This window comes from Enterococcus sp. LJL128, from assembly GCF_056924295.1.
In genome coordinates this window covers 60,927-83,432 of the sequence record NZ_JBXPBP010000004.1, presented here as the reverse complement: position 1 = coordinate 83,432, position 22,506 = coordinate 60,927, and the positions used below count along the sequence as shown (strand labels likewise).

The following is a 22,506-nucleotide window of genomic DNA, read 5'->3' as shown; positions in this document are numbered from 1 at the left end:
AAGAGTTATATATGTTATAAAAAGAGGTGAAATGATGTCTGAACGCTTTGATTTTAGTAAAAGAAAAATAAGAGGGTGGAAAAGAAAGATTAAAGAGATTGAGACTTGGAAAAACTATTATATCCAGTTGGATTTAGCTGCTTTAGAGAAGAATCATAGGGAGTATGTAAAAACTTGGATTCATCCGTTCTACTCTTTAAGGCGTTACTCAATACCCTTTTGGTATAAACGGTTAATTATTGAAGCCCTACTGGAAATTTATGATTCATGGCAGCAGACAATGGAAACCTATAAGACACCTTATTATTTAAAGGTATGGCTATTTGAAAAGGATTTTATTCGTTCACAGATTGTGGTTAGTTTTAAAGAAATGTATCACTCCTATGATGAGACATTTGAAGAACTGAAGAACAGACAGACGCTCCCAGAGACATTGTTTGTTGAAAAGGCGGCTGGGTTCTCATGGGAAGAAGGTATCCGTGCAGATGTTTGGTATGAGAGCGAATTGCTGGAGGACGTAGCTAGCGGACTTTATTCTGAAGCAGAAGTAGAGTCAATTAAACAGTCAGCGTATCGAATTGAACAAAGAAAAGATGATCGATTGTATCTAGTGAATGGTGATACTGTTTGGGTTGGTACAAAGAAGTGGAAGAAAAAATGAACCAATGTGGTGTGGTAGCGTAAAGATTTATAAATAAGAGCGGCTATAAAAATTAGGGTGTCAGTCAAGTCTCTCCATAAATAAACGAAACGTCCAAGAGCATAAAAATCTCGGACGTTTCGTTTATTTTAAAGTTTAATTCTGCGGTTCTTTGTAATATTTTAAACCCTGCTTGAAGCAAAAATATGCAACAGCTGAAGTTAACAGCAGCATGGGTACAGTTGAAATCAACTCTCTAAAAATATCTTCATTGGTCCTATAGCTGTCCGGTGATGGCACAATCAGGTATGAGATACTGCTCCAAAAAGATTGGAAGCTAAATAAAAAAGCAATAAAAGAAATTAGAACCACTACCAAAAAAAATACAACAACAAAATTTGCCTTTTTCATTTTTCTTACTCCTTTCTAAAAAAATATAAGTTATTTTATCATACTCTGTGAGTGATAGAAAGGATAATTTGACGTGTTGATTCAAATGAGCTGTATAGAAGAAACGGGCTAGAAAAAGAATTAATCCGGCAACGGGGTAAAGATTCGTTCTTTTCCTTGGAAGACCACCAGCTGTTCCACATTGTGTTTTTTCAATAGTGCAGACATTGGGTCAAAGCCTAAACGATAGTCTTCTGCAACATGGGCATCAGACCCCAATGTGAAAAGCTCTCCGCCTAAGGAACGATACAAAGGAATGGCATATTCGTAAAGGTGAGCATTGTAGTATTTAACAAAGCTTTTTGCATTCAGCTCGACAGCCATCTCCAAATCGATAACCTTTTTGAAAATTTCGCTTAGCAAAGTCTCAAACTGCATCAATTCTTCGACAGAAAAGTCAAATTTCCTCAAGCCGTACTCAAAATGGGTGAGAATATCCCCTTCATGGAACCGATCCAGAACCTGATTCATCTGAGTAAAATATTCTTCAGCAACGATAAATTTGTCCTTTGTCAAAACCACATCATCCATATAGTCAAACTGACCATTTTGATGAATACTCATCAATTTTAAATCGTGAGAATGCTGGTTTAGATAGTTCTTAATCGTTTCTTCCTGTCCTGGAACTACACCAATTTCGATTCCCTTTAAAAATACAGTTTCAACCTGATTGCTTAATTCAGCAATTTTTTTTGTATAGGCAGGGTAATCAGGAATGTCGTCTTTGAATTGGGAACAGGGGTTTTTAAGATCAAAATGATCGGTAGAAACGAAAAACTCCGGCTGGTAGGTCAAATAGTTTTCGAAGTGCTCCTCAGAATCAAAAGAAAAGTATGTGTGTAAATGCTGATCATAATAGTTCATAGCTGCTCCTCCTTTTTTTCTACCTTATCACAGATGAGGCAAAAGGGCGATTTTTTTCTAATGGATGTTTAGAAAAGCCAAAATCTGTCTAGGCTATCAAATGGACCTTAACATAAACCTTTCAAACTCAATACGATTTTTACAATGTTTACTGGAAATTTTCTTAAAGTTGAATTTCTTTTAACAGTGCTTTGTTAAAGTGAAGTCACTGAGGCTGAATCAAACAGGAATAGCCTCATAGTAAATATCATTGGTTGGCTTTTTTCAAACAAAACAGCAAAAAGAAATGGAGCGAGCAAAAAAATGAAAAACAACAAGAGAAAAGTAATTGGACTGGTTGCTTTAGCTGGGCTAGGGATTGCATTGTCAGGCTGTGGGTCAAAGGACAGCAGTGCGGCAAATCTTTCCTCAGAAGAGGACACTTTGGAAACGATTATTGAAAAGGCAAAAAAAGAAGGTGAGGTTGCCAGTGTGGGGATGCCGGATACTTGGGCAAACTGGATTGGTACCTGGCAGGATATAGAAAAGGCATACGGCTTAACCCATGTAGATACGGATATGTCCAGTGCAGAAGAACTGGCTAAGTTTGAATCTGAAGGGACTAGCGGTACAGCCGATATTGGCGACGTGGGTATTAGCTTTGGCCCGTTGGCAGAAAGCAAAGGACTGACATTACCATACAAAACCAGCTATTGGGATGAGATTCCTGATTGGGCGAAAGATGATAATGGCGATTGGCTGCTAAGCTATACTGGAACGATTTCCTTTCTAACCGACACGAACAATGTAAAAAAAGCGCCTGAAAGCTGGGCTGATTTACTTAGTGGAGACTATAAAGTTAGTGTTGGCGATGTGACAACTGCCAATCAAGCTCAGTTTGCGGTTTTAGCAGCAGCCGTCGCGAATAATGGCGATGAAAAGAAAATAGAGCCTGGTTTGGCTTATTTTAAAAAGCTTGCGGAGCAGGGCAGACTCTCCTCTGTAGACGCAAGTGTAGCAAATTTGGAGAAGGGTGAAGTAGATGTTGCGATTGTCTGGGACTTTAACGGCTTGAATTACCGAGATCAAATTGATGCTAAAAGATTTGCGGTAAATGTTCCCAACGATGGCTCTGTAACTAGCGGCTATACAACTATCATCAATAAAAATGCACCCCATCCTAATGCTGCTAAGCTGACTAGAGAGTATATTCTTTCTGATGAAGGCCAAATCAACCTGGCGAGAGGGTATGCCCGGCCAATACGAGAGGTAGAGCTGCCTGCAGAGGTTGCTGAAAAGCTGCTGCCGGATTCTGCGTATCAAGCAGCAGTGCCAGTCAAAGATAATGCAGCATGGGATAAAACATCTGTTGATTTACCTGAGCTGTGGCAATCAGAGGTGTTGGCCTATGCCAAATAAAGACAAGCTGATTCTGATTATTCTGGATGGCTGCCGGTATGATACCGCAGCCGCCCAGTGCGGTTTTCTGAATCATTTAGTAGAACACAACCAAGCTGTATTAACGAAGGTACAGGCGGAAATGCCCAGCAATTCCCGACCTCTGTATGAAGTATTAATGACCGGTGTGCCTACCTATAAAAATGGTATCTATACAAATGCCTATAGTCAGCGGTCAACACAGACCTCCATTTTCCAGCTGGTAAAAAACAGTGGTGGAACAACTGGAGCTGCGGCCTATTATTGGTACAGTGAGCTGTATAATCGAGCGCCGTATAATATTCGGGAAGACCGAATTCAACAGGATGCAGACCAGCAGATACAGCACGGGATTTTTTATAGCGAGGATACCTATCCGGATTCTCATTTATTTGCTGACGCCAATTATATTATTAACAGTGATTCACCTGATTTTTTACTCGTTCATTCAATGAATATTGATGATATCGGTCATAAGTACACGGCTGCTTCAAAAGAGTATCAGTGGGCGGTTAATCGGGCAGATAATCTTTTAGGTGAATTTATACCAGCCTGGCTTGGGAAGGGGTATCAGATTATTGTCACTGCCGATCATGGCATGGATGAGTTCGGACTGCATGGCGGTAATCTAGCTGCTCATCGTGAGGTTCCGTTATACATCTATTCGAAAAAAATCAGCAGAGAGCTGCCAGAAATTGTGAAGCAGCTGGAAATAGCACCTTTAATCTGTTCTTTGTTAGGGATTAAACCTTCTGCTGAAATGGTTGGTTTAGAAATAGCTGTGGAGGGATAAGAATGAATAAGAAGCTGGTTTTACTACCGATGGGTCTTATCTTTGCCGCCTTTCTGATTATCCCATTGTTTTCCATGATTATCGGCAGCTTCCATTCGGACCTGACAGGGCAATGGACACTGTCCAACTACACCGCCATTTTCGCAAACGCCTACTATACACAGGCCTTTTGGAACAGCCTGCTTATTGCTTGCCTCTCTAGTGTACTGGGAATTATTGGTGCAGTCATTTTGTGTTTATGTTTAATTAACCTATCCGCAAAGACACAGGAAAAAATCACCTTTGTTTCTAATCTGGCGGCAAACTTTGCCGGAATCCCTTTAGCTTTTTCTTTTATTATTTTACTGGGAAATGTTGGTGTGCTGAAATTGCTGCTGCCGATTTTAGCTGATTTTGAGTTGTACTCATGGTGGGGTTTAACGATTACGTATGTTTATTTTCAGATTCCTTTAGGACTTTTGTTTCTATATCCAAGTATACGGGAAGTAAAAAGAGAATGGCTGGAATCCGTCGAGCTTTTAGGCGCCTCTAAGCTTTACGCCTGGCGAAAGGTAGCTGTGCCTTTTCTGCGTCCGTCCCTTGCCAGCACCTTTGTTATATTGTTTGCCAATGGTATGGGGACTTACGAGACAGCTTATGCCCTGACCAGCAGCAATGTAAACCTCTTAACGATTCGTATCGCTGCTCTGGTGTCCGGCGATGTATTTGCCAAACCAAATCTCGGTAGCGCATTAGCAGTGCTATTTGGATTAATTTTAGTTGGCGGGATGATTCTGATTCAACGAAAAGGGCGGGTGCTGCGGTAATGAAAAAAAGACTTTCGACCGGTATTCTAGTACTGTTTGCCATCTACTATTTCCTGCCATTGCTTGGTACAATCCTTTATGCCAGTTCAACAACTTGGACTAAAACGGTTCTGCCTGATGATTTTACCCTTCACTGGTTTGGTCAGCTGTTTTCTGATCAGAAGTTTATTGAAGCAGCAGGCCGTTCACTGCTGCTGGCAGGCTTAGTCTTGGCTTCAATTCTTTTGATTATGATTCCAACAATTATCTGGATTCATTTGTTTTTTCCAAAAATCAGCCGCATGATGGAAAAGTTTGTGCTGCTGCCTTATGCAATTCCCGGGGTTATTCTTATTACAGCTTTGTTAAGAACCTATGCCAAGACCAGTGTGCCGATGTTCATTGTCTTGATTGGGGCCCTTTTTATCAGTGCTCTGCCAGTTGTCTTTCTCGGGATTAACAATCAGCTGCGTTTAATTAATATGAAAGAGCTAGTTGATGCTGCGGCAACTTTGGGCGCACCGATGTCGACTATTATTTTTAAAGTTCTATTCCCTAATCTGCGAATCGGCACTACATTAGTATCTTTAATGGTTTTTTCTTCCGTTTTTGGCGAGTACATGCTGACCAATCTTTTGATTGGCGGACGTTTCGAAACTATCCGCATTTATATGATACGGCGAATGAATGAAAACGGTCATTTGGCTAGTGCGGTCATGGTGCTGTATTTAGGCTTTCTTGTAGGGATTGCCCTGTTGACCTTTACGATTACTAATCGTCAGAAAAAGCTGGTAAGACAGCGGCAGACAGCAGCGAAAGAAGAAAAAGCAGTGATGAGAGGAGCCGTGGAAAATGTACTTGAGCATTCGTAATTTGACTTTATTTTTTGGAGAAAAGCAGATTTTGGCAGTTGATGAGATGACTATTGAACAAGGTGAATTAGTCACTCTATTGGGACCCAGCGGTTGTGGAAAATCTACACTGCTGCGTTGTATCACAGGATTAGAGCAGCCAAAAACCGGTACGATTCATTTAGATGGGGAAGAGCTTCAAACAAAGCCGACCAAAGATCGGAATATCGGATTTGTTTTCCAGAATTATGCGTTGTTCCCAACGATGAGTGTGTTTGAAAATGTAGCGTTTGGTTTAAGGGTGAAGAAGCTAAGTAAGGAGGAAATTGACGAACGGGTTTTCAAAATTCTTGATTTGGTAGATATGACAGAGTTTGCTGAAAAGAATGTTCAGCTGCTTTCCGGAGGTCAAAAACAGCGGGTGGCGCTAGCCCGCTCTTTAGTGACGGAGCCCAAGGTTTTATTGTTGGATGAACCGTTAAGTGCTTTGGACGCCCGTATCAGAAAGCAGCTACAACAGGATTTGCGAAGAATTCAACAGGAGCTTCAAATCACCATGATTTTTGTGACCCATGATCAGGAAGAGGCCATGCGGATTAGTGACCGTGTGTTTGTTCTTGATGCTGGAAAGATTGCTCAAAGCTCTTCAGCCGAAGCACTTTATCAGGAACCGGAAAAACCATTTGTCGCCGAATTTATCGGTAACTATAATCGGTTTGAATGGTTTGAACTGACCCGCTATGAAGAAGAACAGGGCAGCTTTGATAATCAGTTTATCTATTATCTGCGTCCGGAACTAATTCAGTTTGAACAGCAAAAAGACTGTTTAAAAATTCCCGTTAAGTTAAAAGAAACATTTATTTTAGGGAACATTCAACGCTATATCTTTGTGACAAAGGATCAAAAAGAAGTCGTGGTCGATCGGCTGAATGACAAATCAGAGAGAAGCATTTCAAAAGCACTCTATGTAAAGCGGGATGATATTCTTAGTGTGCCTATTGAGTTTCAGCCGGAAAGCTTGGCAGAATACAGTTGATTTTCTAGTCAAATACTACAAGCACATCTTCCCCAGTTGTGTGGATTCCCCTAAACATATAAAAGCAAAGTTCAGAAAATCTCTGTATTGTAGAGTTCCTAAAACGATAGAATGTTTTGGATAACTATGAATAAAAGAGGATTCTGACCTGTTTTTTTATCAGAATAGTCGGTGAGTAGTGATAGGCTGCAAAAATAAAATACATAAAAAGGCTTGACCTATAGTCAACTTCAGGGTGTAGGATAAACAATAAGAGCTGAACCCTTAAATCGACTGCAATTGCGTTTATTAAGTAAAAAAATAGGAGGCTTTATTATGGAATATGTAAAATTTGGTAATACAGGTATGGATGTTTCAAAGCTTTGTTTAGGTACGATGGGATTTGGTGATCCAGCCAGTGGCTTTCATGAGTGGGTACTGGAAGAAAAAGAAAGTCTGCCGGTCATAAAAAAAGCATTGGATTTGGGGATTAACTTTTTCGATACAGCGAATATTTATTCCTACGGAGCTAGTGAAGAAATTCTTGGGAAAGGGTTAAAAGATTATGCGAACCGAGATGAAATCGTAGTAGCAACGAAGGCTTACATGAAAATGAAGCAAACACCAAACAGCGGAGGACTTTCCAGAAAAGCACTGTTTCATCAGATTGATCAAAGCTTAAAACGACTGGGTATGGATTATGTAGATTTGTATATCATTCATCGCTGGGATTACCATACACCGATTGAAGAAACGATGGAGGCTCTTCACGACCTTGTGAAATCTGGTAAAGTACGTTATATCGGAGCCTCAGCAATGTATGCTTGGCAATTCGCTAAGGCACAGGCAACAGCAGAGAGAAACGGTTGGACAAAATTTGTTTCCATGCAGAACCATTTGAATTTATTGTATCGGGAAGAAGAAAGAGAAATGCTGCCGCTGTGTGCAGATCAAAAAATCGCAGTAACACCTTACAGCCCGCTGGCAGCCGGACGCTTGACCAGAGACTGGGAAGCGACGACTAAACGCTTTCTAACAGATGAAACGGCGAAATCGAAATACGATACGACTGAAGCTCAGGATAAAGTGATTGTGAAGCGGGTAGCTGAACTTGCTGAAAATCGCGGAGTACTTCGAGCACAGCTTGCATTAGCTTGGCTGCTTCAAAAAGAAGCAGTCGTTGCACCGATTATCGGCGCAACTAAGGAAAGTCATTTGCTGGATGCGTTGCCGGCGATTGACTTGATACTCACTGGGGATGAGGTTGCTTATCTGGAAGAAGCCTATGTTCCTCACAGAGTTGTTGGTGCTATCTAACTAGGAAAGAAGTTTTTAGAGATAAAGCTAGCTAAAGCATGTTTCTTGTGTTTTAGCTAGCTTTATTTTTTTACACATTATCTAGTGGAAACAACGTAATAAGCTCTACACCAAAAATCATTTGTGAACACTGATTTTGGTGTAGAGCTTAGAAATTTCAATCATATCTGTACTCACTCTTGGTAAGAAACAACTGTTTTATGTTGAAGGTAAAAAAATTATTAGGAGAAGCATCTGGAAGATACAGAATCTGTAGTAGGATTAACGATAATTTTAGCTCTATCTTTAAAGATTGTGGTCTTTACTCAAACAGGTATCTGCCATAGGTAACATCATCAGGTTCTACATTTTCTAATGGGATGCCTTTTAAGGGAATCCTTAAGTCATCTGGATTGACTCTATCAAATTTTTCATCAAGACATAGTAAAAGATTTTCAAATTTTTCTTCCATACGATTATTTTTAAATTGATCGAGAAGAGTAATTTTTAATTTGTTTCCTTCTGGTACATACATTGCTTTATCAATGTAAAAGAAGGGACCTATCGCAGAAATTTTTAGACTGATGAATTCAATAAAGCCTCGTTCGATGACTTCTTCTCTAGCTTTTACTGTGAAAAAGTTCTGACTTAAATGAATATCTTCCATAAACATATACGCAAAACAACGGCCATAGTTGAAATCTGTCATGTGTAAAAAAGTTATATCATCCATATCTTCTAATAATAGATAATCTAAAGTATCAATTTTAAGGTAGTTTCTTAATGTATAACCATAGTCACCTTCTTTTAAAGTTCGTTTTACAAAATCCATCGCTAAGTTACTTTTCATCACTTTCACCTCGGGATTATTTCATCAATTAAATTGATAAATGCTAGTTCAAAGTAACGAACCTGCGTACCATATAAACCATTTTTCTCTGAAAATTGTAAGGTGTTTACAAGTTCAAATTGGTCTATCCATTTAAGTGAATCATAGTTATTTAAAGTAGTTTCTATTATTTTTTGTAAATCATTCTGGGAATAGCATAGAGGAGAATCATCCTCTGTAATTATTTTTCGATCAAGTCGTTGGGGATCTAAATTAGGAATTTCAGCACGATGCTTTAAAGAATAAATAGTTTCTAACTTTGAAATAGTTAGGATTGATTCATAAGCGATAGAAAAATTTTCATTAACATATTTTTCATAGTAAAATCGCCACTCTTGTGAAGGCTCGTCTGTATTAGGATAGGTTTCAATTTTAATATTTTTCTCAGAGCAGAACTGCTCAATTTCCATAGATAAAGTGAGTTCCACGGCACACTTGCGATTGAAGTCTTCATTATTTTTTTTCAAATAATAGTCATTTTTTATAGTTTCGATTTTTTTACTTAACATAGATATCATGCCCCCCTGATACTGGAAATGACTGTCAAAGAGTTTATGAATTACTCAAAGAGGTAACTCAGGTAAGTCACATCTTCAGGTTCATAGTCTTCAAGCGGAACATTAAGTGACTCTCGTTTAAGTACTGCTGGATTAATTTGTCATAGTTCCTCTTTTTCTAATACGTGTATCAATTCTTCGTACTTTTCTTCTAGATAAGTATTCTTAAATTGAGATAATTCTCTAATGTTTAGCGAGTGTTTTATTCCGTCTTCGTGAGGCTCATATTGAGCCTTTTCTATATAGAAAACAGGGCTAATTGCAGAAATCTTCAAGCTGATAAATTCAATATATCCTCGTTCAGCTACAGCTTCTCTGGTTCCTTTAGCAAAAAAGGGTTGTTTTAAGTCAATATCCTCCATAAACATATAGGAGAAACACCTGGAGTAATTAAAATTTGTCATCGGCTTAAATATGAGATTAGCTATATTTTTAAGGACGTGTTTATCCCATTCATTGTGATAAATATATCTTCTTAGTACATACCCATAATCACCGATTGACAGACTGTTGTCTACAAATTTTATCGCTTGATTATTTTCCATAATATCTGTCCTTTATTCAAATAAATAGTTTTTATAGGTAACTTCACCTACATCATAATCATCCAGTTTCACAGAAGGTAAACGTTCAGTTAAATCAGTATCATCAACTTCATGAATCGTATGAGTCATCATTACTTCTTTTATAGAATGATATTTTTTTTCTAAATTATTGTTTTTGAATTGTTCCAGATAAGTAATATCTAAGGGAACCGTAGCTCCAGAATACATTGCTTTGTTAATGTAGTAAAACGGAGCAATCGCTGATATTTTTAAACTAATAAATTCAATATACCCTCGAGTAATAATTTCTTTATTGGCTTTTTCGGAGAAGAAGGGATGGTGAAGTTGAATGTCTTCAAAAAAATAATAATGAAACATCTGGAATAATTAAAATCACTACTGTTTTCTAAGAAGACCCCTGTCATATTTTCTGCTAAATGACTATCCCAGTAGTTGCTAAGAACATATTTGAGCAGTGTATGTGCGTAACAATCGCCAGATTTTATATAATCATTTATGGTACTTATTGCTAAAGTTGCATTCTCTTGTTTCATTTTTTCACCATTGTTTTTCTAGAAAATTTTCCACTTCATAGGAAAGATTGAAATGATACAATCCACTCACTTTCTATATTCCCCATCGAATCGATTGATGAACTCTGCAACAACATTTTCAAAAACCTTTCTATTGATGTACGCAGTTCCCGATGGGTAAAGGAAGCGAACATCATATTCTTCATAAGTTGAATCATCCAACCATGATAATTCCATCCATTCACCATCACTACTATAAAAATTTATGGCTGGAAGAAAACTTCCACCACTGGCTGATATCCAGCTATGTTCATACGCCCAATCCGCAAAAGCTTCTAGCATTTCAATTTCTTGATCGTCTGTTTGGAATACAAAATCTGTTTTTTGAATGAATGCTATTTTCTCTGAAACACTTTGTCCCTGCAATGGTACACTCCACTCAATGAAGGTAGAATCGAAAAATGTTGTTTGCTTTTTCTCAAGCCAGTCTCTTAGCTCTTGAATATCGCCACGAAATGAGAATTGTTTGCCATTTCTTTCATAAGAAAGAACATTTTTCCCTTTGATGAAAAGATATAGCTCACCATCTTCTTTTTCAAATAATTGAAAGCCTATTGCAAAATCTGCTTTATTTCCTATGTAAATCATGGCCATTTACTATCTCCTTGTTCAATTTTTTAATGAGCTAGTAAGATGTCGTTAATTCTTCGACATCTATATCAGTTTTAAAAGAATATGTTCTGTTATGAACATTCCTCCTATTTCCATTATATGGAAGATAGAGCTACCTAAACTAAATGAGCTTCATCATTGGATAGAAGTGTAGTGACCCAAAAAAGTTAGATTTTCAGGCTTAACTTTTTGGAATTTGAACGAAACCATTGGAAATTTCTTCACTGGATATGATAGCAACAGGATCTGAAAAATTTTCTAAATGATCAAAGTGGGTAACGGAGCTTTCCCATTCTTGATAAAATCGTATTGTCAGAATATCATCATCAAAACCCATAAAATAATTTATTTTCCTATTTGTCATTAGTGTTAAACGGGCATTTAAGCAGTGTATATATATTTTTCCTAACTGATACTGCTGTGCAATAGTTAACTCTTGATCGATAAAATCAATGATTCTAAGTTCAGTGTTTGCAAATTCATACCCTATTTCATCAGTAAACATCTTTTTCATAAATCTATTGAATTCTTCATTAGAAAGAACGTCCTCAGAATTATCTGGTTCTTCATTTTCTTCACCGTATACAAGTGTGAAACAGCCATAGATACATTCAATTTTCATTGTGAATAGCTGTTCTAATTGCTTTAAGTTGAAAGTAATTGAGCTTTCAAAAATTTCAGAATCACTATAGTTTATTTTTTTATCCCACAAATTATTATTTATCATTATCTTATTCTCCTAAAATTTGAATGAGAACTTAATGATTTTCAGCTCTATATGTCAGTTCATCTAATGCGTCTGCAACGTCTTCTTCTAAACTGGGATGGCTTTTAAATTTTTCTATATAGGGTCGATATTTTAATTCTCCTGAATACCCTAAAATAGAAAGCACATAACTAGCACATTGCGTATTAAAAATCGACAAATTTGAAATAATAGGTGTTAAGTCTAGCTCTTTATCTATGATTCTTGCATCTTCAGTGTCAAGAATAATTCCAAGTATTTCCTCTTTCATATCATCATCATTTTGTTTTACCAAAAAACGAATGAATAGATTTAAATAGGTTATAGCAGTCTCTTTTTCTAAATCTCCATATTTCAAATAGTCTCCTAAATCTGCAATTTGATTAATCTTATCTTGCTTATTGATTTCAGAATTATTAGTAGTTGTCATAATGATTAATCGTCATTATTTCTTAAAATATGTTCTCGGACCTGCATATATTCTGAATAAGCTTCCGCAATCTTTTTTTGACTAATACATGTCCACTCATCAAGGAGCTTTTTTCTGAGTGCTTCGTAATTTTTATTATCTAAGTCAACATCCATCTCTCCTCCGAAGCCAACGAAATCCTCTAACTTCTCAACAATGCCGTCTTTTCCTGCGTAGGCTAGTTCGTAATCTGCTACAGTAAATGATACCCCTTTGGCAACTAACTCTTCCCAGCCGGTTTCATCACTGAATAGTTTGTTTAAATCTAATCCATCTTGATAATAAATTTCTAATAAAACATGTTTAATTCTAGTTTCCATAGTTAAGTTCCTCTCATTTCAACGGCATTGGAGATAATGAACTAGTTGTATTAAAAAAGAAAAGTAACACTGTAAATATCTGTTTCGATGGTCAATAGATTGGCTCGATGAGACTGAAACAGGTCATCCTCCAGCTCTGAGAAAAACTGTTGGGTCTGTTCGGTATGGCTGTAGAGAACATCCAACAGAAAGGTTTCCTGACGGGTAGCTAGCCGGCGATAATCTTGTTCCAGCTCTTCCAGCCGCCATTGCTTCTTTCGTATGTCTGCCTGTGTTTGGGTAACGATGGTTAGCTGTTGGGCAATGTTTTCTTCTGTTTGTGCCATTTTAGAACCTGCCTTTTCTTGGACCAGGCAGAATGCTCAAACCATCAAAGCCTTTGCTTTGCTGCTGATCGATGGCCGCAAATTCCTGAGAGACAGAATGAATGCTGTTGCCGTCTCTGGCTAAGCCATTAGACACCCGTTGACCGATGCTGGAAGACAGTTGGATTGTTTGCTGGGCCTGCCGATTGCCTGCAATCATGGTTCTACTTGCCAGTGCCCCAGGCGATGAGGTACTGTTCAGCGCACTGGCAGCCTGGCTCATCTGTTGAGAAACAGCTCCCGCAACACCTAAATTATTTGTCATTTGACTCATTTTGCTCACTCCTTAATGATAAAATATTTCGTATTATTATTTCAGTTTATCATAGGTAAAGTAGTGAATATTATCAGATTTTTAGGGAAAATCGGATATTTTAGATAATCTCTTTGACCATTAAAAAGAAAATAAAAGAAATTTTGTCATTTTTTGAAACGTTTTGCCTCTTACTGCGTCATAGTGATGTGGACATAAAAAGGAGGTAAAAAAATGACAAAAAAAGATATTGAAATAAATTGTATCTGTAAGAGTCATAAAGCAAGAAAAATACTAAAAAACATTTCGTTTACTGCGGAAGCTGGAAAAATCACTGCGTTTCTTGGTGAAAATGGCGCTGGAAAAAGTTCAACATTACGAATCTTGCTGGGACTGGATCGTCAGCAGTCAGGCTCCGCAACGTTTTCAGGTAGAAAATATGCTGAAATGACTATGCCGCTAAAAACGGTAGGGGCAGTTTTTGACGGTATCGGGGGTATTCCTTCTCGTAAGGTGAGAACTCATCTAAAAATCATTGCCCAAAGCAACAGTATTCCAAAAGAGAAAATAGCAGAGGTACTGAAGCAGGTTGGTTTGTCTGACAAAAAGCAGGCAAGACTGGAGACTTTATCTTTGGGAGAGGGACAGCGGCTAAGCTTGGCAGCTGCTCTGCTGGGCGACCCGCAATACTTGGTGCTGGATGAGCCGCTGAATGGGCTGGATCCAAGCGGTATTCGCTGGCTGAGAAAGCTGCTTCGAAGACTGGCTAAAGAAGGAAAGACCATTTTACTTTCTTCGCACATTTTGTCAGAGGTGGAGGAGCTAGCAGATAGGGCAGTGATTATTCATCAGGGAGAGCTTGCAGCTTCGTGGGAACTGACCGCAATGAGACAAGAAGAGAAATCACTAGAAGAAATCTTTTTCTCGCTAACGGAGCAGGAGGAAACAGAATGAGGGGATTAAAAACAGAAATTTACCGAATCGTAACTAGTAGAAGCTGTAAAAGAGCATTTTTCTTTTTGCTGGCTATGCAGCTGCTGCTGGCAAAAATTGATGCTGGAAATATATTAGCACTTGGCAAACATGCCACACCTGAGACGAATCCTGAATTAGCTTCAGTGATGCCTGCTGTTGAATACTATGGCTTTGACGCATTGGCCTATGGCATCATTGTTTTACTTGTTTTTGGCGCTGTCAGCGGAGCGGAAAATTTTAAGCATCATGAATTGCGGACCGCTTTTCTGTATCAGGGCAATCGCCGACTGCTGACTTTGTACAAGCTGGCGGCCTTTTTGTTTATTACAGCGGGTATCTCTTTTGGTGCAATTTTTACAACCATCTCTATCACCCATTTCTTTTTAGGGAACGAAGGTCTGCATCCCTTACTGTTAAGTAGTATTAGCTGGCAATTCATTCTTTACGGCGTATTGGCATGGACGCTACTCGCTTTTCTGGCTTTTCTTTTAGGTCTGTTATTTAAAAATACGGCAGCGCCTTTATTACTGCTGATTCCTCAGGTTGTAGGTCTGGGAGTTGTCCTGCTGCATTACTGGAACTTGGGAAAATATTTACCGGTTGCCGCAAGCTATGCAATCTATTCCACACCAACTGGAATGATGGCACATAGCCCTTTAATGGGGACCGTTACGTTGCTGCTGTGGATTTTACTCCTGTTCCCTAGTGCATTTCGTTCTTTGTCTAGACAAGAAATTGGAGGACGTTACTGATGGGCCCTATTATAAAAAGTGAATGGACAAAATTTTCCTCCGCTCGCTGGTGTTTATTTGCTCTATTGTTGACGTTGAGCCTGCCTGCCGTAATTCTGCTTTTTAAGAACAGCAGTTTGACAGCAGAGGACAGCTGGTCAGCATCAGAGCTCATTGTCCAAAGCAGGCAGGTGTTATTTCAAGGACAGGCTGGATTGATTGTATCTGCCGCTTATTTCTTCGGTCAAGAGTATAGCTTTCATAGTTTACGGACCACCTTGCTAACAGAACCCTTCCGAAAAAAGGTTCTGCTTGCAAAGTACCTGCTTCTTTCTGTGGTGGGAATAGGTGCATCGCTTTTATCAGGAATCATTTGTGTCCTCTTGCTGTCTACTCTGAATGATTTGCCTTTCTCAACAGCTTTTCTACTTCACAGCTTATTGGAATTTTTCCCTGTGTTACTAAGTGCCTTGCTGCTTACCTGGCTGACTGGGGCTTTAGCAATTACCTTTAAATCATTTATACTGCCCTTTGTTTTGCTGATTTCTCTGCTTTTAGGCTTTAGCCAAATGCTGCTGGCAATGACTGAATGGGCAAAATTTTTACCGGATATAGCTGTTATGAACTTATTTCTTGATGAGTCTTCTCCATTTTTTCTGGAGGTAGAAACAGGTGTCATTTGTCAATTTCTCTGGGTCTTTGTTTTTGGCTTTTATTCCAGCTGGCAGTGGCTGGTGAGAGATGTCCGTTAAATAAAGGTTGCGATTGGATTTATAAGAAGGGGAATGCGGATGGACCTCGTTTATTCAATAGGATTTATATATAATAAAAGATAGGTGTGATGGGGGTGAGAAAAATAAAGGACTTTGAAACAGTGTATATGGAACATTTTGCCGATGTGTATCGGTTTATCTTATCCTTATGCCGAGATGAACAACTAGCTGAGGAAATCACCCAGGAAACATTTTTTAAAGCGCTAAAAAAAATCGACGAGTTTAAAGGGAATTGTAAGCTGTCTGTCTGGTTGTGTCAGATTGCTAAAAATACTTATTTTTCTCATCAGAGAAAAAAGCAGCCGGAGCCATTGGAAAGAGCTGTTGAGGTGTTAGGTGCTTCGTCGGCTTTGCAGGAAAGCATGGTCGCAAAGGAATCCTCGGAACAGCTTCACTATCATCTCCATCATTTAAAAGAGCCCTATAAAGAAGTCTTTACACTGCGTGTGTTTGGGGAGCTATCCCATGGGCAAATCGCAGCACTATTTGGAAAAAATGAAAGCTGGGCACGGGTGATTTTTTACCGGGCAAAAAAACAATTGCAGGAGGCGATGAAATGAAGGTATCATGTGAAGTAATCAGAGATTTACTGCCGCTATATGCTGAAAATGTCTGCAGTGAAGAAAGCCGCAGCATAGTTGAAGAGCATTTGGCGGATTGTGCTCAGTGTCGGATAGAACTGGAGCAGATGGAAGCGCAGACGCCCTTTTTGTTTCAGGAAGAAAACCTGAATGAAGCGCGGGCTGTAAAAGATATATCAAAAAAATGGCAGCGGGGTATGCTTGTTTCGTTAATTAGGGGAAGTCTAGTGACATTGATTGTTGTAGCGATTCTGGCACTGCTGATTTTACTGTTTGTAGATGTTAGTTTTGTGAATAAGTGATAGCTCTTTTTGATATAGCTAGTGAGCTTGAGAAAGATATAAAAGACAAAGATACTCGGCTTAAATGATGTTGAGCCAATGATTAGATAAAAAATGGCGCACGAAATATGTTGCTGGAGGTTGGATGAAATGTTATATCTTATACGTCAAGGAGAAACAGAGTGGAATGCACTAAAAAGATTTAATGGGCGGACGGAAACAGAGTTAAATCAAAAGGGGGTTGCTCAAGCCAGAGAACAAGCTGAAAAGCTCAGGGATGTCGCTTTCGATTGTTGCTTTTGCAGTCCGCAAAAACGGGCACGTCAAGCAGGGGAAATCATTTGTGGAGATAAGCTCATATTTGACGAACGGTTAATGGAAATTGATTGTGGCGAGTTTGAGGGGACTGAGGAAACAAGTGAGAGACTCAAGCAGTTTTGGCAGGCTGTAATGACTGGTAAGCAGAAAACAGAGAATTATAAGGATTTCATGCAGAGGAACAGTGAATTTTGTACAATGATTATGGAAAAGTATCGAGAGCAAACAGTCCTAGTGGTCACTCATGCGGCAAATGCCCGCGTAATTAATTACTATTTTAGCGGACAACCTAAGAATTATGATTTCAAAACAGGAGTGGCACGTTCGGGAGAAATTCTTGTATTCGACTATTAAGAAAACTGCTGAAACAGGATGATATTTCCTAATAGTGACCAACTAGACACGAGAGTAACAGCTCCTGTTTCAGCGAATACGGTAATAGCTTGTATTAACTTTTTTCACTTGGACAGGAAATCTTTCACCTTCCAATAAACCTAACCAGCGGGAAAAATCTTTTTGTGGCATATTCAACTGATTAAGGAGTTCATCAGTGGGAATTTCTTCCCCTTGTTCATAGTTTTGAAGTAGAAGAATTAAATCTTTCAAGGCATTGCCGGAAGACTTTGCTGTTGTCGGTGCCCCTATCGCTTCAAGCTTAAATCCGGATTTTTTCAGGGCGTCAATCAGCTTCTGATTGTCCTCTTCATACAATGGAAGATCAGCTTTTGAAAAGGCAGCCAGACGTTTTAGAAAACTGCTGCTGCATTGCTTTTTCAATCCCCGGTTAATAAAAAGATTATAGTAGCGTCTGGGAAAACGAATGCCTTTTTCAACACTGACCAGGATTAAATCAACCCCTCGATCCAGCTGATGAATACCAGCTTGTACCTGTTGCGCAATGTGAGGTGCTACCCCTAAATGCTGAGCAAAATGTGTTGAGCCTAATGCTAATGTTTCGCCAGTTTTTTCAGAGGTAAGGAGAAATTGATATTTCAGCTCACGACCGCAACGACAAAAAAGCCGTCCTTCTTCTCCATGAGGATACAGCGGATTTTCTTTAAAATCGATAAAGAGCCACTCTTCATCCTTCAAAAAATTTTCAGTCAGGAATAAGGACTGCATTTGATACTTCTTAAACTGCTGAAGGGTTTCCTGCTGAAGAGTAGTCAAATTTTGCCAAAGCTGCTGCCGCTGCTCACAAGTCAAGTCGATAGCCATAAATACACCTCCTATGATAATAATAGGATAACGCGAAAAAAGACCAATGTAAATTGCCATTTCGACTTATATAGGAACAACTAGTCGAATGGTATGCGTACGAATCTAGAACTGAATTTTGAAGAAATTCACTACCATATATTTGAGCTAGCTGCCATTTCGACTTATATAGGAACCGCTAGTCGAATGGTATGCGTACGAAAATAAAACGGATTGCGCCGAGCAATCCGTTCAAAAACATCCCCTTCATTCTTGGGGAGAATAAAAAAAGAAATACATAAACTGTTTAACCTTATTAAAGTTATCAGCTATTTTAACTAAAAGAGAGGCACGATATGTCATACAAACGAGTAAAAATGATTGGGGCTTACTGTCCTAACTGTCAGCGGAAATTGGATATTCTATTAAGTGAATATGAGCAAAATAAAGTATGTATTTGTTTTCGCTGCCGTACTCTTTATGAGTTTGATGGTGAGAAGCTACAGAAGCTTGGCCTAAGTAAGCAAATAACCCTACAGGAAAAATCAGTATTGGAGCCTTTGGTTAAAGCGCTGCCTGAGCAACATCAGTACAAGGGACGGGGGAGCCAGCTTCGGCAAAAAGATCAGAGCTTTGAACGGGCATGGCTAAGTTTGGCAGAATATGAAAGACAATTCGGTGAACCTTTAGGCTTTGGTCAATGTGATCTTCGTGCAGATGCTGCGAGTTGTAAATGGTGTGGGAAAGAGCTGCCGAAAGGGCGCCGTTCTTTTTGTAAAGACAGCTGTTCCCGAAATTACTCCCAAGCGACATTCACTAAAAGACATATGGCAAGCGTTCCTTACAGAATTGCCTGCCGTGACCGTTTCTATTGTCAAATCAGCGGTGCTGATTTAGCGCAATACAATCGCCACGGGATTCGTATTCCGGCAAGTAATGGCGAGCTGGCTATTCATCATCTGATTTTTGTTTCCCGCAAAGGTACCGATTATGAACAGAACCTACTTACTGTTTCAATCGATGTTCATAAAGCATATCATGCCGGAGAGACTGAGATTGTAAAACAGGTACACCGAATTCTTGAGCAGCGCAGGGCAATTCATAGTGAAAAAATGCAGTTTGAATGATTCTTTTTATTGTTTAGAAATGTCGATTTTTTTGTTATTTTTTCAAATGATAATTCTAAATTTCGAAAGATATTTTTCGAGTTGCATCATGAAAAAATAGCATTCAACATCGCTTTATAATATCTGTTTTAGGTTGATGAAAAAATAAATATAACTGCTGTTTTTTATTAGCTTTGTGTTTTTTTATTTCAGCTCTTTTTACAGAAATATTAGCTATCCAATTAGTTAGCTATTGACAAAAAAATGGGAATGTGAAAAAATACGGTCATAATAAAATACGACTTAAGCTTTGTTCGCCGGAACAGAGCTTGTAGAAAGTCAGCCAGACGAACCTTAGGCTTTATGGTTCGTCTGACTGACTTTTTTTGTTTGGGAGGTTTTAGGCATGATGAAGGAACAAGAAAAAATATTAACTAACTGGGAGACAGACGGAAACTTAGGACTTACCGAAGCGCAGGCTAAGGAAAGACTGCTGCAGTATGGAGCGAACACCATTAGCCAAGAGCAAAGCAAGCATTTTTTTACATATTTGCTTGCGGCACTGAAGGATATCACGATAATTATTTTGTTAATTGCGACTGTCTTGTCCAGTTATGTTGCTTTTACAGCCCATCCGGATGATTTTACTGAGCCCATCGTTATTTTCGGTATTGTTTTATTAAATATATTTTTGTCTGTCCATCAGCAGAAAAAAGCGGAAAAATCGATGGAGGAATTGAAGAGTTATAATCTTCCAAAAAGCAGAGTCATACGGGAGGGCAGGAACATTGAAGTAGAGAGTACAGACATTGTTCCCGGTGATATTCTGGATTTAACTTTGGGAGACCGGGTGCCTGCTGATGCTCAGTTGTTGGAAAGTGTTCAGTTGAGTGTGGAAGAATCATTTCTAACAGGGGAAAGTGAGCCTAGTGAGAAGGACGAGCACTATCAATCGACAGAAAAGGACAGTATTGGAGATCAGAAAAATCGACTGTTTTCCGGCTCTTTGATTGTTAACGGCCGAGGTAAAGCAGTTGTGACAGCGACTGGACGGCAATCAGAAATCGGCAAAATATCGAGCTTACTTTCTGAAGAAAAAGCTGTATTAGCACCTTTGCAGATAAAAATGCAAAAATTAGGCAAGATACTGGGATTGGTCGCTATTGGTTCGGGGCTATTAGCTATCTTGATTGGTCTTTTAAGAGGATACCCATTAGAAGTGACGATTATGACCGCTATATCAATGTCGGTAGCTGCCATTCCAGAGGTTTTACCTGTAGTTGTTACTATTTCTCTATCTTACGGTATCAGCAACATGGCAAAGCATAATACTGTTGTGCGAACACCGACGGCTGTAGAAACAATCGGAAATGTCTCAGTTATTTGTTCGGATAAAACAGGCACGATTACTGAAAACAAAATGACAGTTAAAAAGCTTTGGGCGTTTGGAGAAGCGTCTGCTGCTATCGAAAATACGCTGACGCAGAAACAGAAGGAACTATTAATTCTTTTCTATTTATCTAGTAATATCAGCGGAGATCCTGAAGCTGTGGGCAATCCAACCGAGCGTGCAATTGCCAAGCTAGTGGAAAAGCGTCTTGAACAAAAAGAGCTGGAGCGGCTGGCGGAGACCTATCAGCGTGTACATGAAATTCCCTTCGATTCAAAAAATAAACGAATGACTACCGTTTATAAAATAGCTCACCGCTATATTTCAATCACCAAAGGAGCAGTAGACCGACTGCCGTTGTCTAAAGAATCAGAGAAAGCCTCTAAAGATATTCAAGCCTATCATGATGAACTAGCCGGTCAGGCATACCGAGTGCTGGGGGTGGCATATAAAGAATTTGCCGTAGCTCCAAGTACCTTTACGCCGGAGTATCTAGAAAAAGATTTAACCTTTGCTGGTCTTGTAGGGATTATTGATCCGCCGAGAAAAGAAAGCTATCAGGCAGTAGCGGTTGCCAGAAAAGCTGGTATTCGAACAATCATGATTACAGGCGATCATTTGCTAACTGCTAAAAAAATTGCTGCAGATGTCGGTATTCTAACTGATGGTACCAAGGCAATGACTGGAGCTGAACTAGGAGGCTATACAGAACGGGAATTAGCTGAGATTATTCATGAGTATCGAGTATTTGCGAGAACCTCGCCGGAAGATAAGATTCGAATTGTCAAAGCGCTGCAAGGAAATAATGAAATTGTCGGAATGACTGGAGACGGTGTGAATGATGCGCCGGCACTAAAAGCCGCAGATGTAGGGATTGCAATGGGCAGCGGAACCGAAGTAGCCAAGGAAGCAGCAGATATGATTCTTCTGGATGACAACTTTGCTACGATTGTAGAAGCTGTTAAAGAAGGACGGCGGGTTTACAGCAATATTCGTAAATCGCTTTATGCGATGCTGGGCTGTAACATTTCAGCTTTAACCATTGTTCTGATTTCCATGCTGTTGGGCTGGGGTGCGCCGGTTACGGCGATTCAGCTACTGATCATCAAGGTAGTAGCGGATGGGATTCCCGGTTTTAGCTTGTGTGTGGAGCCTTCAGAAAAGAATAGTATGAAACAACAGCCGGTTTCTAAGGGCAGCAGTATTTTTGCTGATGGCTTATTGAAAAAAATTATTGATATTTCCATAGTTTTTACTATTTTGACGTTGCTATCTATTTATGCCGGCCGCTATCCTATTTTTGGAATATCTGATGACCATCTGACAGCTAATACCATGACCTTTTTGGTTTTGGGACTAACTACGATTATCCATATGTATAATTGTCGAAGCAAAAATTCAATTTTTACAATTGGCTTGTTGACGAATAAGCTGCTGCTTGGAACGACAGCAGCAGGGGCGTTACTGCTTATCCTATTAGTGGCACTTCCTCAGACAGCGAGTGTGCTACATTTTGCTCCATTGAGTTTTTATCAATGGCTGATTGTGCTGGGCTTATCCGTCATGCCTCTTGTGTACGTAGAGGTAAAGAAATTAGGGCGTAGTAGATATGAGCGAAGTCTAGAAACACTATAACTATTTGTCTTAAACTTCAGTATTCTGGTTTGAAGCTCTACTTATAAGCTATAGATTGGCT

28 protein-coding genes are annotated in these 22,506 nt (G+C 39.2%); 15 read left to right on the top strand and 13 right to left on the bottom strand.

Annotated features, from left to right (window positions below; all coding sequences use genetic code 11):
• The first annotated feature begins 34 nt into the window (after positions 1-34).
• On the top strand, positions 35-661 hold the full coding sequence (locus AC1Z3K_RS06975; RefSeq protein WP_461732290.1) for a hypothetical protein: 627 nt from the start codon (positions 35-37) through the stop codon (positions 659-661).
• A 135-nt stretch (positions 662-796) separates the two neighbouring features.
• Here the strand turns inward: AC1Z3K_RS06975 and AC1Z3K_RS06970 are convergent, their stop codons facing one another.
• On the bottom strand, positions 797-1,051 hold the full coding sequence (locus AC1Z3K_RS06970; RefSeq protein ID WP_426083741.1) for a hypothetical protein: 255 nt from the start codon (positions 1,049-1,051) through the stop codon (positions 797-799).
• A 120-nt stretch (positions 1,052-1,171) separates the two neighbouring features.
• On the bottom strand, positions 1,172-1,954 hold the full coding sequence (locus AC1Z3K_RS06965; protein WP_461732289.1) for a PHP domain-containing protein: 783 nt from the start codon (positions 1,952-1,954) through the stop codon (positions 1,172-1,174).
• 303 nt (positions 1,955-2,257) lie between these two features.
• Here AC1Z3K_RS06965 and AC1Z3K_RS06960 point away from each other — a divergent pair, with 303 nt between their 5' ends.
• The 6 genes from AC1Z3K_RS06960 (at position 2,258) to AC1Z3K_RS06935 (ending at position 8,131) form a co-directional block, all read left to right on the top strand.
• Positions 2,258-3,352 carry an ABC transporter substrate-binding protein gene (locus AC1Z3K_RS06960; protein WP_461732288.1) on the top strand — a complete coding sequence of 365 codons (1,095 nt, stop codon included), beginning with the start codon at positions 2,258-2,260 and terminating at the stop codon, positions 3,350-3,352.
• Positions 3,342-4,163 carry an alkaline phosphatase family protein gene (locus tag AC1Z3K_RS06955; RefSeq protein WP_461732287.1) on the top strand — a complete coding sequence of 274 codons (822 nt, stop codon included), beginning with the start codon at positions 3,342-3,344 and terminating at the stop codon, positions 4,161-4,163. Before AC1Z3K_RS06960 ends, AC1Z3K_RS06955 begins: the two co-directional genes overlap by 11 nt.
• Before the next feature lie 2 nt (positions 4,164-4,165).
• Positions 4,166-4,969 carry an ABC transporter permease gene (locus tag AC1Z3K_RS06950; RefSeq protein ID WP_461732286.1) on the top strand — a complete coding sequence of 268 codons (804 nt, stop codon included), beginning with the start codon at positions 4,166-4,168 and terminating at the stop codon, positions 4,967-4,969.
• The gene (locus tag AC1Z3K_RS06945; RefSeq protein WP_461732285.1) at positions 4,969-5,820 is read left to right on the top strand and encodes an ABC transporter permease; all 852 of its coding nucleotides are present in this window, start codon (positions 4,969-4,971) and stop codon (positions 5,818-5,820) included. The genes AC1Z3K_RS06950 and AC1Z3K_RS06945 overlap by 1 nt, the downstream gene beginning before the upstream one ends.
• Positions 5,801-6,835 (top strand): ABC transporter ATP-binding protein, encoded by a 1,035-nt coding sequence (locus AC1Z3K_RS06940; protein ID WP_426083754.1) that lies wholly within the window; start codon positions 5,801-5,803, stop codon positions 6,833-6,835. Before AC1Z3K_RS06945 ends, AC1Z3K_RS06940 begins: the two co-directional genes overlap by 20 nt.
• 315 nt (positions 6,836-7,150) lie before the next feature.
• Positions 7,151-8,131: an aldo/keto reductase gene (locus AC1Z3K_RS06935; RefSeq protein WP_461732284.1), complete on the top strand. Its 981-nt coding sequence runs from the start codon at positions 7,151-7,153 to the stop codon at positions 8,129-8,131.
• A gap of 301 nt (positions 8,132-8,432) precedes the next feature.
• Here AC1Z3K_RS06935 and AC1Z3K_RS06930 read toward each other — a convergent pair whose 3' ends face one another.
• The 10 genes from AC1Z3K_RS06930 to AC1Z3K_RS06885 form a co-directional block, all read right to left on the bottom strand.
• Entirely contained in the window at positions 8,433-8,960 is a 528-nt protein-coding gene (locus tag AC1Z3K_RS06930) for a hypothetical protein (RefSeq protein ID WP_461732283.1), read from the bottom strand.
• Positions 8,961-8,965: 5 nt separating this feature from the next.
• On the bottom strand, positions 8,966-9,508 hold the full coding sequence (locus tag AC1Z3K_RS06925; protein WP_461732282.1) for a hypothetical protein: 543 nt from the start codon (positions 9,506-9,508) through the stop codon (positions 8,966-8,968).
• 149 nt (positions 9,509-9,657) lie between these two features.
• Positions 9,658-10,101 (bottom strand): hypothetical protein, encoded by a 444-nt coding sequence (locus AC1Z3K_RS06920; RefSeq protein WP_461732281.1) that lies wholly within the window; start codon positions 10,099-10,101, stop codon positions 9,658-9,660.
• A gap of 12 nt (positions 10,102-10,113) precedes the next feature.
• Positions 10,114-10,479, bottom strand: coding sequence for a hypothetical protein (locus tag AC1Z3K_RS06915; RefSeq protein ID WP_461732280.1), 366 nt, complete (start codon positions 10,477-10,479; stop codon positions 10,114-10,116).
• Between the two features lie 242 nt (positions 10,480-10,721).
• Positions 10,722-11,288 carry a hypothetical protein gene (locus AC1Z3K_RS06910; protein WP_461732279.1) on the bottom strand — a complete coding sequence of 189 codons (567 nt, stop codon included), beginning with the start codon at positions 11,286-11,288 and terminating at the stop codon, positions 10,722-10,724.
• 199 nt (positions 11,289-11,487) lie between these two features.
• Positions 11,488-12,033 (bottom strand): hypothetical protein, encoded by a 546-nt coding sequence (locus AC1Z3K_RS06905; protein WP_461732278.1) that lies wholly within the window; start codon positions 12,031-12,033, stop codon positions 11,488-11,490.
• A gap of 31 nt (positions 12,034-12,064) precedes the next feature.
• Positions 12,065-12,481 (bottom strand): hypothetical protein, encoded by a 417-nt coding sequence (locus AC1Z3K_RS06900; RefSeq protein ID WP_461732277.1) that lies wholly within the window; start codon positions 12,479-12,481, stop codon positions 12,065-12,067.
• Between the two features lie 5 nt (positions 12,482-12,486).
• Positions 12,487-12,840 carry a hypothetical protein gene (locus AC1Z3K_RS06895; protein ID WP_461732276.1) on the bottom strand — a complete coding sequence of 118 codons (354 nt, stop codon included), beginning with the start codon at positions 12,838-12,840 and terminating at the stop codon, positions 12,487-12,489.
• 50 nt (positions 12,841-12,890) lie between these two features.
• Complete coding sequence (locus tag AC1Z3K_RS06890) at positions 12,891-13,166, bottom strand: hypothetical protein (RefSeq protein WP_461732275.1); 276 nt, start codon at positions 13,164-13,166, stop codon at positions 12,891-12,893.
• 1 nt (position 13,167) lies between these two features.
• Positions 13,168-13,479: a TIGR04197 family type VII secretion effector gene (locus AC1Z3K_RS06885; RefSeq protein WP_461732274.1), complete on the bottom strand. Its 312-nt coding sequence runs from the start codon at positions 13,477-13,479 to the stop codon at positions 13,168-13,170.
• A 213-nt stretch (positions 13,480-13,692) separates the two neighbouring features.
• Here AC1Z3K_RS06885 and AC1Z3K_RS06880 point away from each other — a divergent pair, with 213 nt between their 5' ends.
• The 6 genes from AC1Z3K_RS06880 to AC1Z3K_RS06855 all read left to right on the top strand — a co-directional run bounded on the left by AC1Z3K_RS06880 (position 13,693) and on the right by AC1Z3K_RS06855 (position 17,471).
• The gene (locus AC1Z3K_RS06880; RefSeq protein WP_461732273.1) at positions 13,693-14,412 is read left to right on the top strand and encodes an ABC transporter ATP-binding protein; all 720 of its coding nucleotides are present in this window, start codon (positions 13,693-13,695) and stop codon (positions 14,410-14,412) included.
• The gene (locus AC1Z3K_RS06875) at positions 14,409-15,185 is read left to right on the top strand and encodes an ABC transporter permease (protein ID WP_461732272.1); all 777 of its coding nucleotides are present in this window, start codon (positions 14,409-14,411) and stop codon (positions 15,183-15,185) included. The genes AC1Z3K_RS06880 and AC1Z3K_RS06875 overlap by 4 nt, the downstream gene beginning before the upstream one ends.
• Positions 15,185-15,916 (top strand): ABC transporter permease, encoded by a 732-nt coding sequence (locus AC1Z3K_RS06870; RefSeq protein ID WP_461732271.1) that lies wholly within the window; start codon positions 15,185-15,187, stop codon positions 15,914-15,916. Before AC1Z3K_RS06875 ends, AC1Z3K_RS06870 begins: the two co-directional genes overlap by 1 nt.
• A gap of 95 nt (positions 15,917-16,011) precedes the next feature.
• Positions 16,012-16,497, top strand: coding sequence for an RNA polymerase sigma factor (locus tag AC1Z3K_RS06865; RefSeq protein ID WP_426083781.1), 486 nt, complete (start codon positions 16,012-16,014; stop codon positions 16,495-16,497).
• A complete protein-coding gene (locus AC1Z3K_RS06860) occupies positions 16,494-16,820 on the top strand; it encodes a zf-HC2 domain-containing protein (RefSeq protein WP_461732270.1) in 327 nt (108 codons plus the stop codon). The genes AC1Z3K_RS06865 and AC1Z3K_RS06860 overlap by 4 nt, the downstream gene beginning before the upstream one ends.
• A 129-nt stretch (positions 16,821-16,949) precedes the next feature.
• Positions 16,950-17,471 (top strand): histidine phosphatase family protein, encoded by a 522-nt coding sequence (locus tag AC1Z3K_RS06855; protein WP_426083785.1) that lies wholly within the window; start codon positions 16,950-16,952, stop codon positions 17,469-17,471.
• Between the two features lie 69 nt (positions 17,472-17,540).
• Here the strand turns inward: AC1Z3K_RS06855 and AC1Z3K_RS06850 are convergent, their stop codons facing one another.
• Positions 17,541-18,335, bottom strand: a complete 795-nt coding sequence (locus AC1Z3K_RS06850; protein ID WP_461732269.1) for a hypothetical protein — start codon at positions 18,333-18,335, stop codon at positions 17,541-17,543.
• A 335-nt stretch (positions 18,336-18,670) separates the two neighbouring features.
• Between AC1Z3K_RS06850 and AC1Z3K_RS06845 the strand changes: the two genes are divergently transcribed.
• Both AC1Z3K_RS06845 and AC1Z3K_RS06840 read left to right on the top strand, forming a co-directional pair.
• The gene (locus tag AC1Z3K_RS06845; protein ID WP_461732268.1) at positions 18,671-19,441 is read left to right on the top strand and encodes a hypothetical protein; all 771 of its coding nucleotides are present in this window, start codon (positions 18,671-18,673) and stop codon (positions 19,439-19,441) included.
• Positions 19,442-19,826: 385 nt separating this feature from the next.
• Positions 19,827-22,445 (top strand): cation-translocating P-type ATPase, encoded by a 2,619-nt coding sequence (locus tag AC1Z3K_RS06840; protein ID WP_461732267.1) that lies wholly within the window; start codon positions 19,827-19,829, stop codon positions 22,443-22,445.
• Positions 22,446-22,506 lie beyond the last annotated feature (61 nt).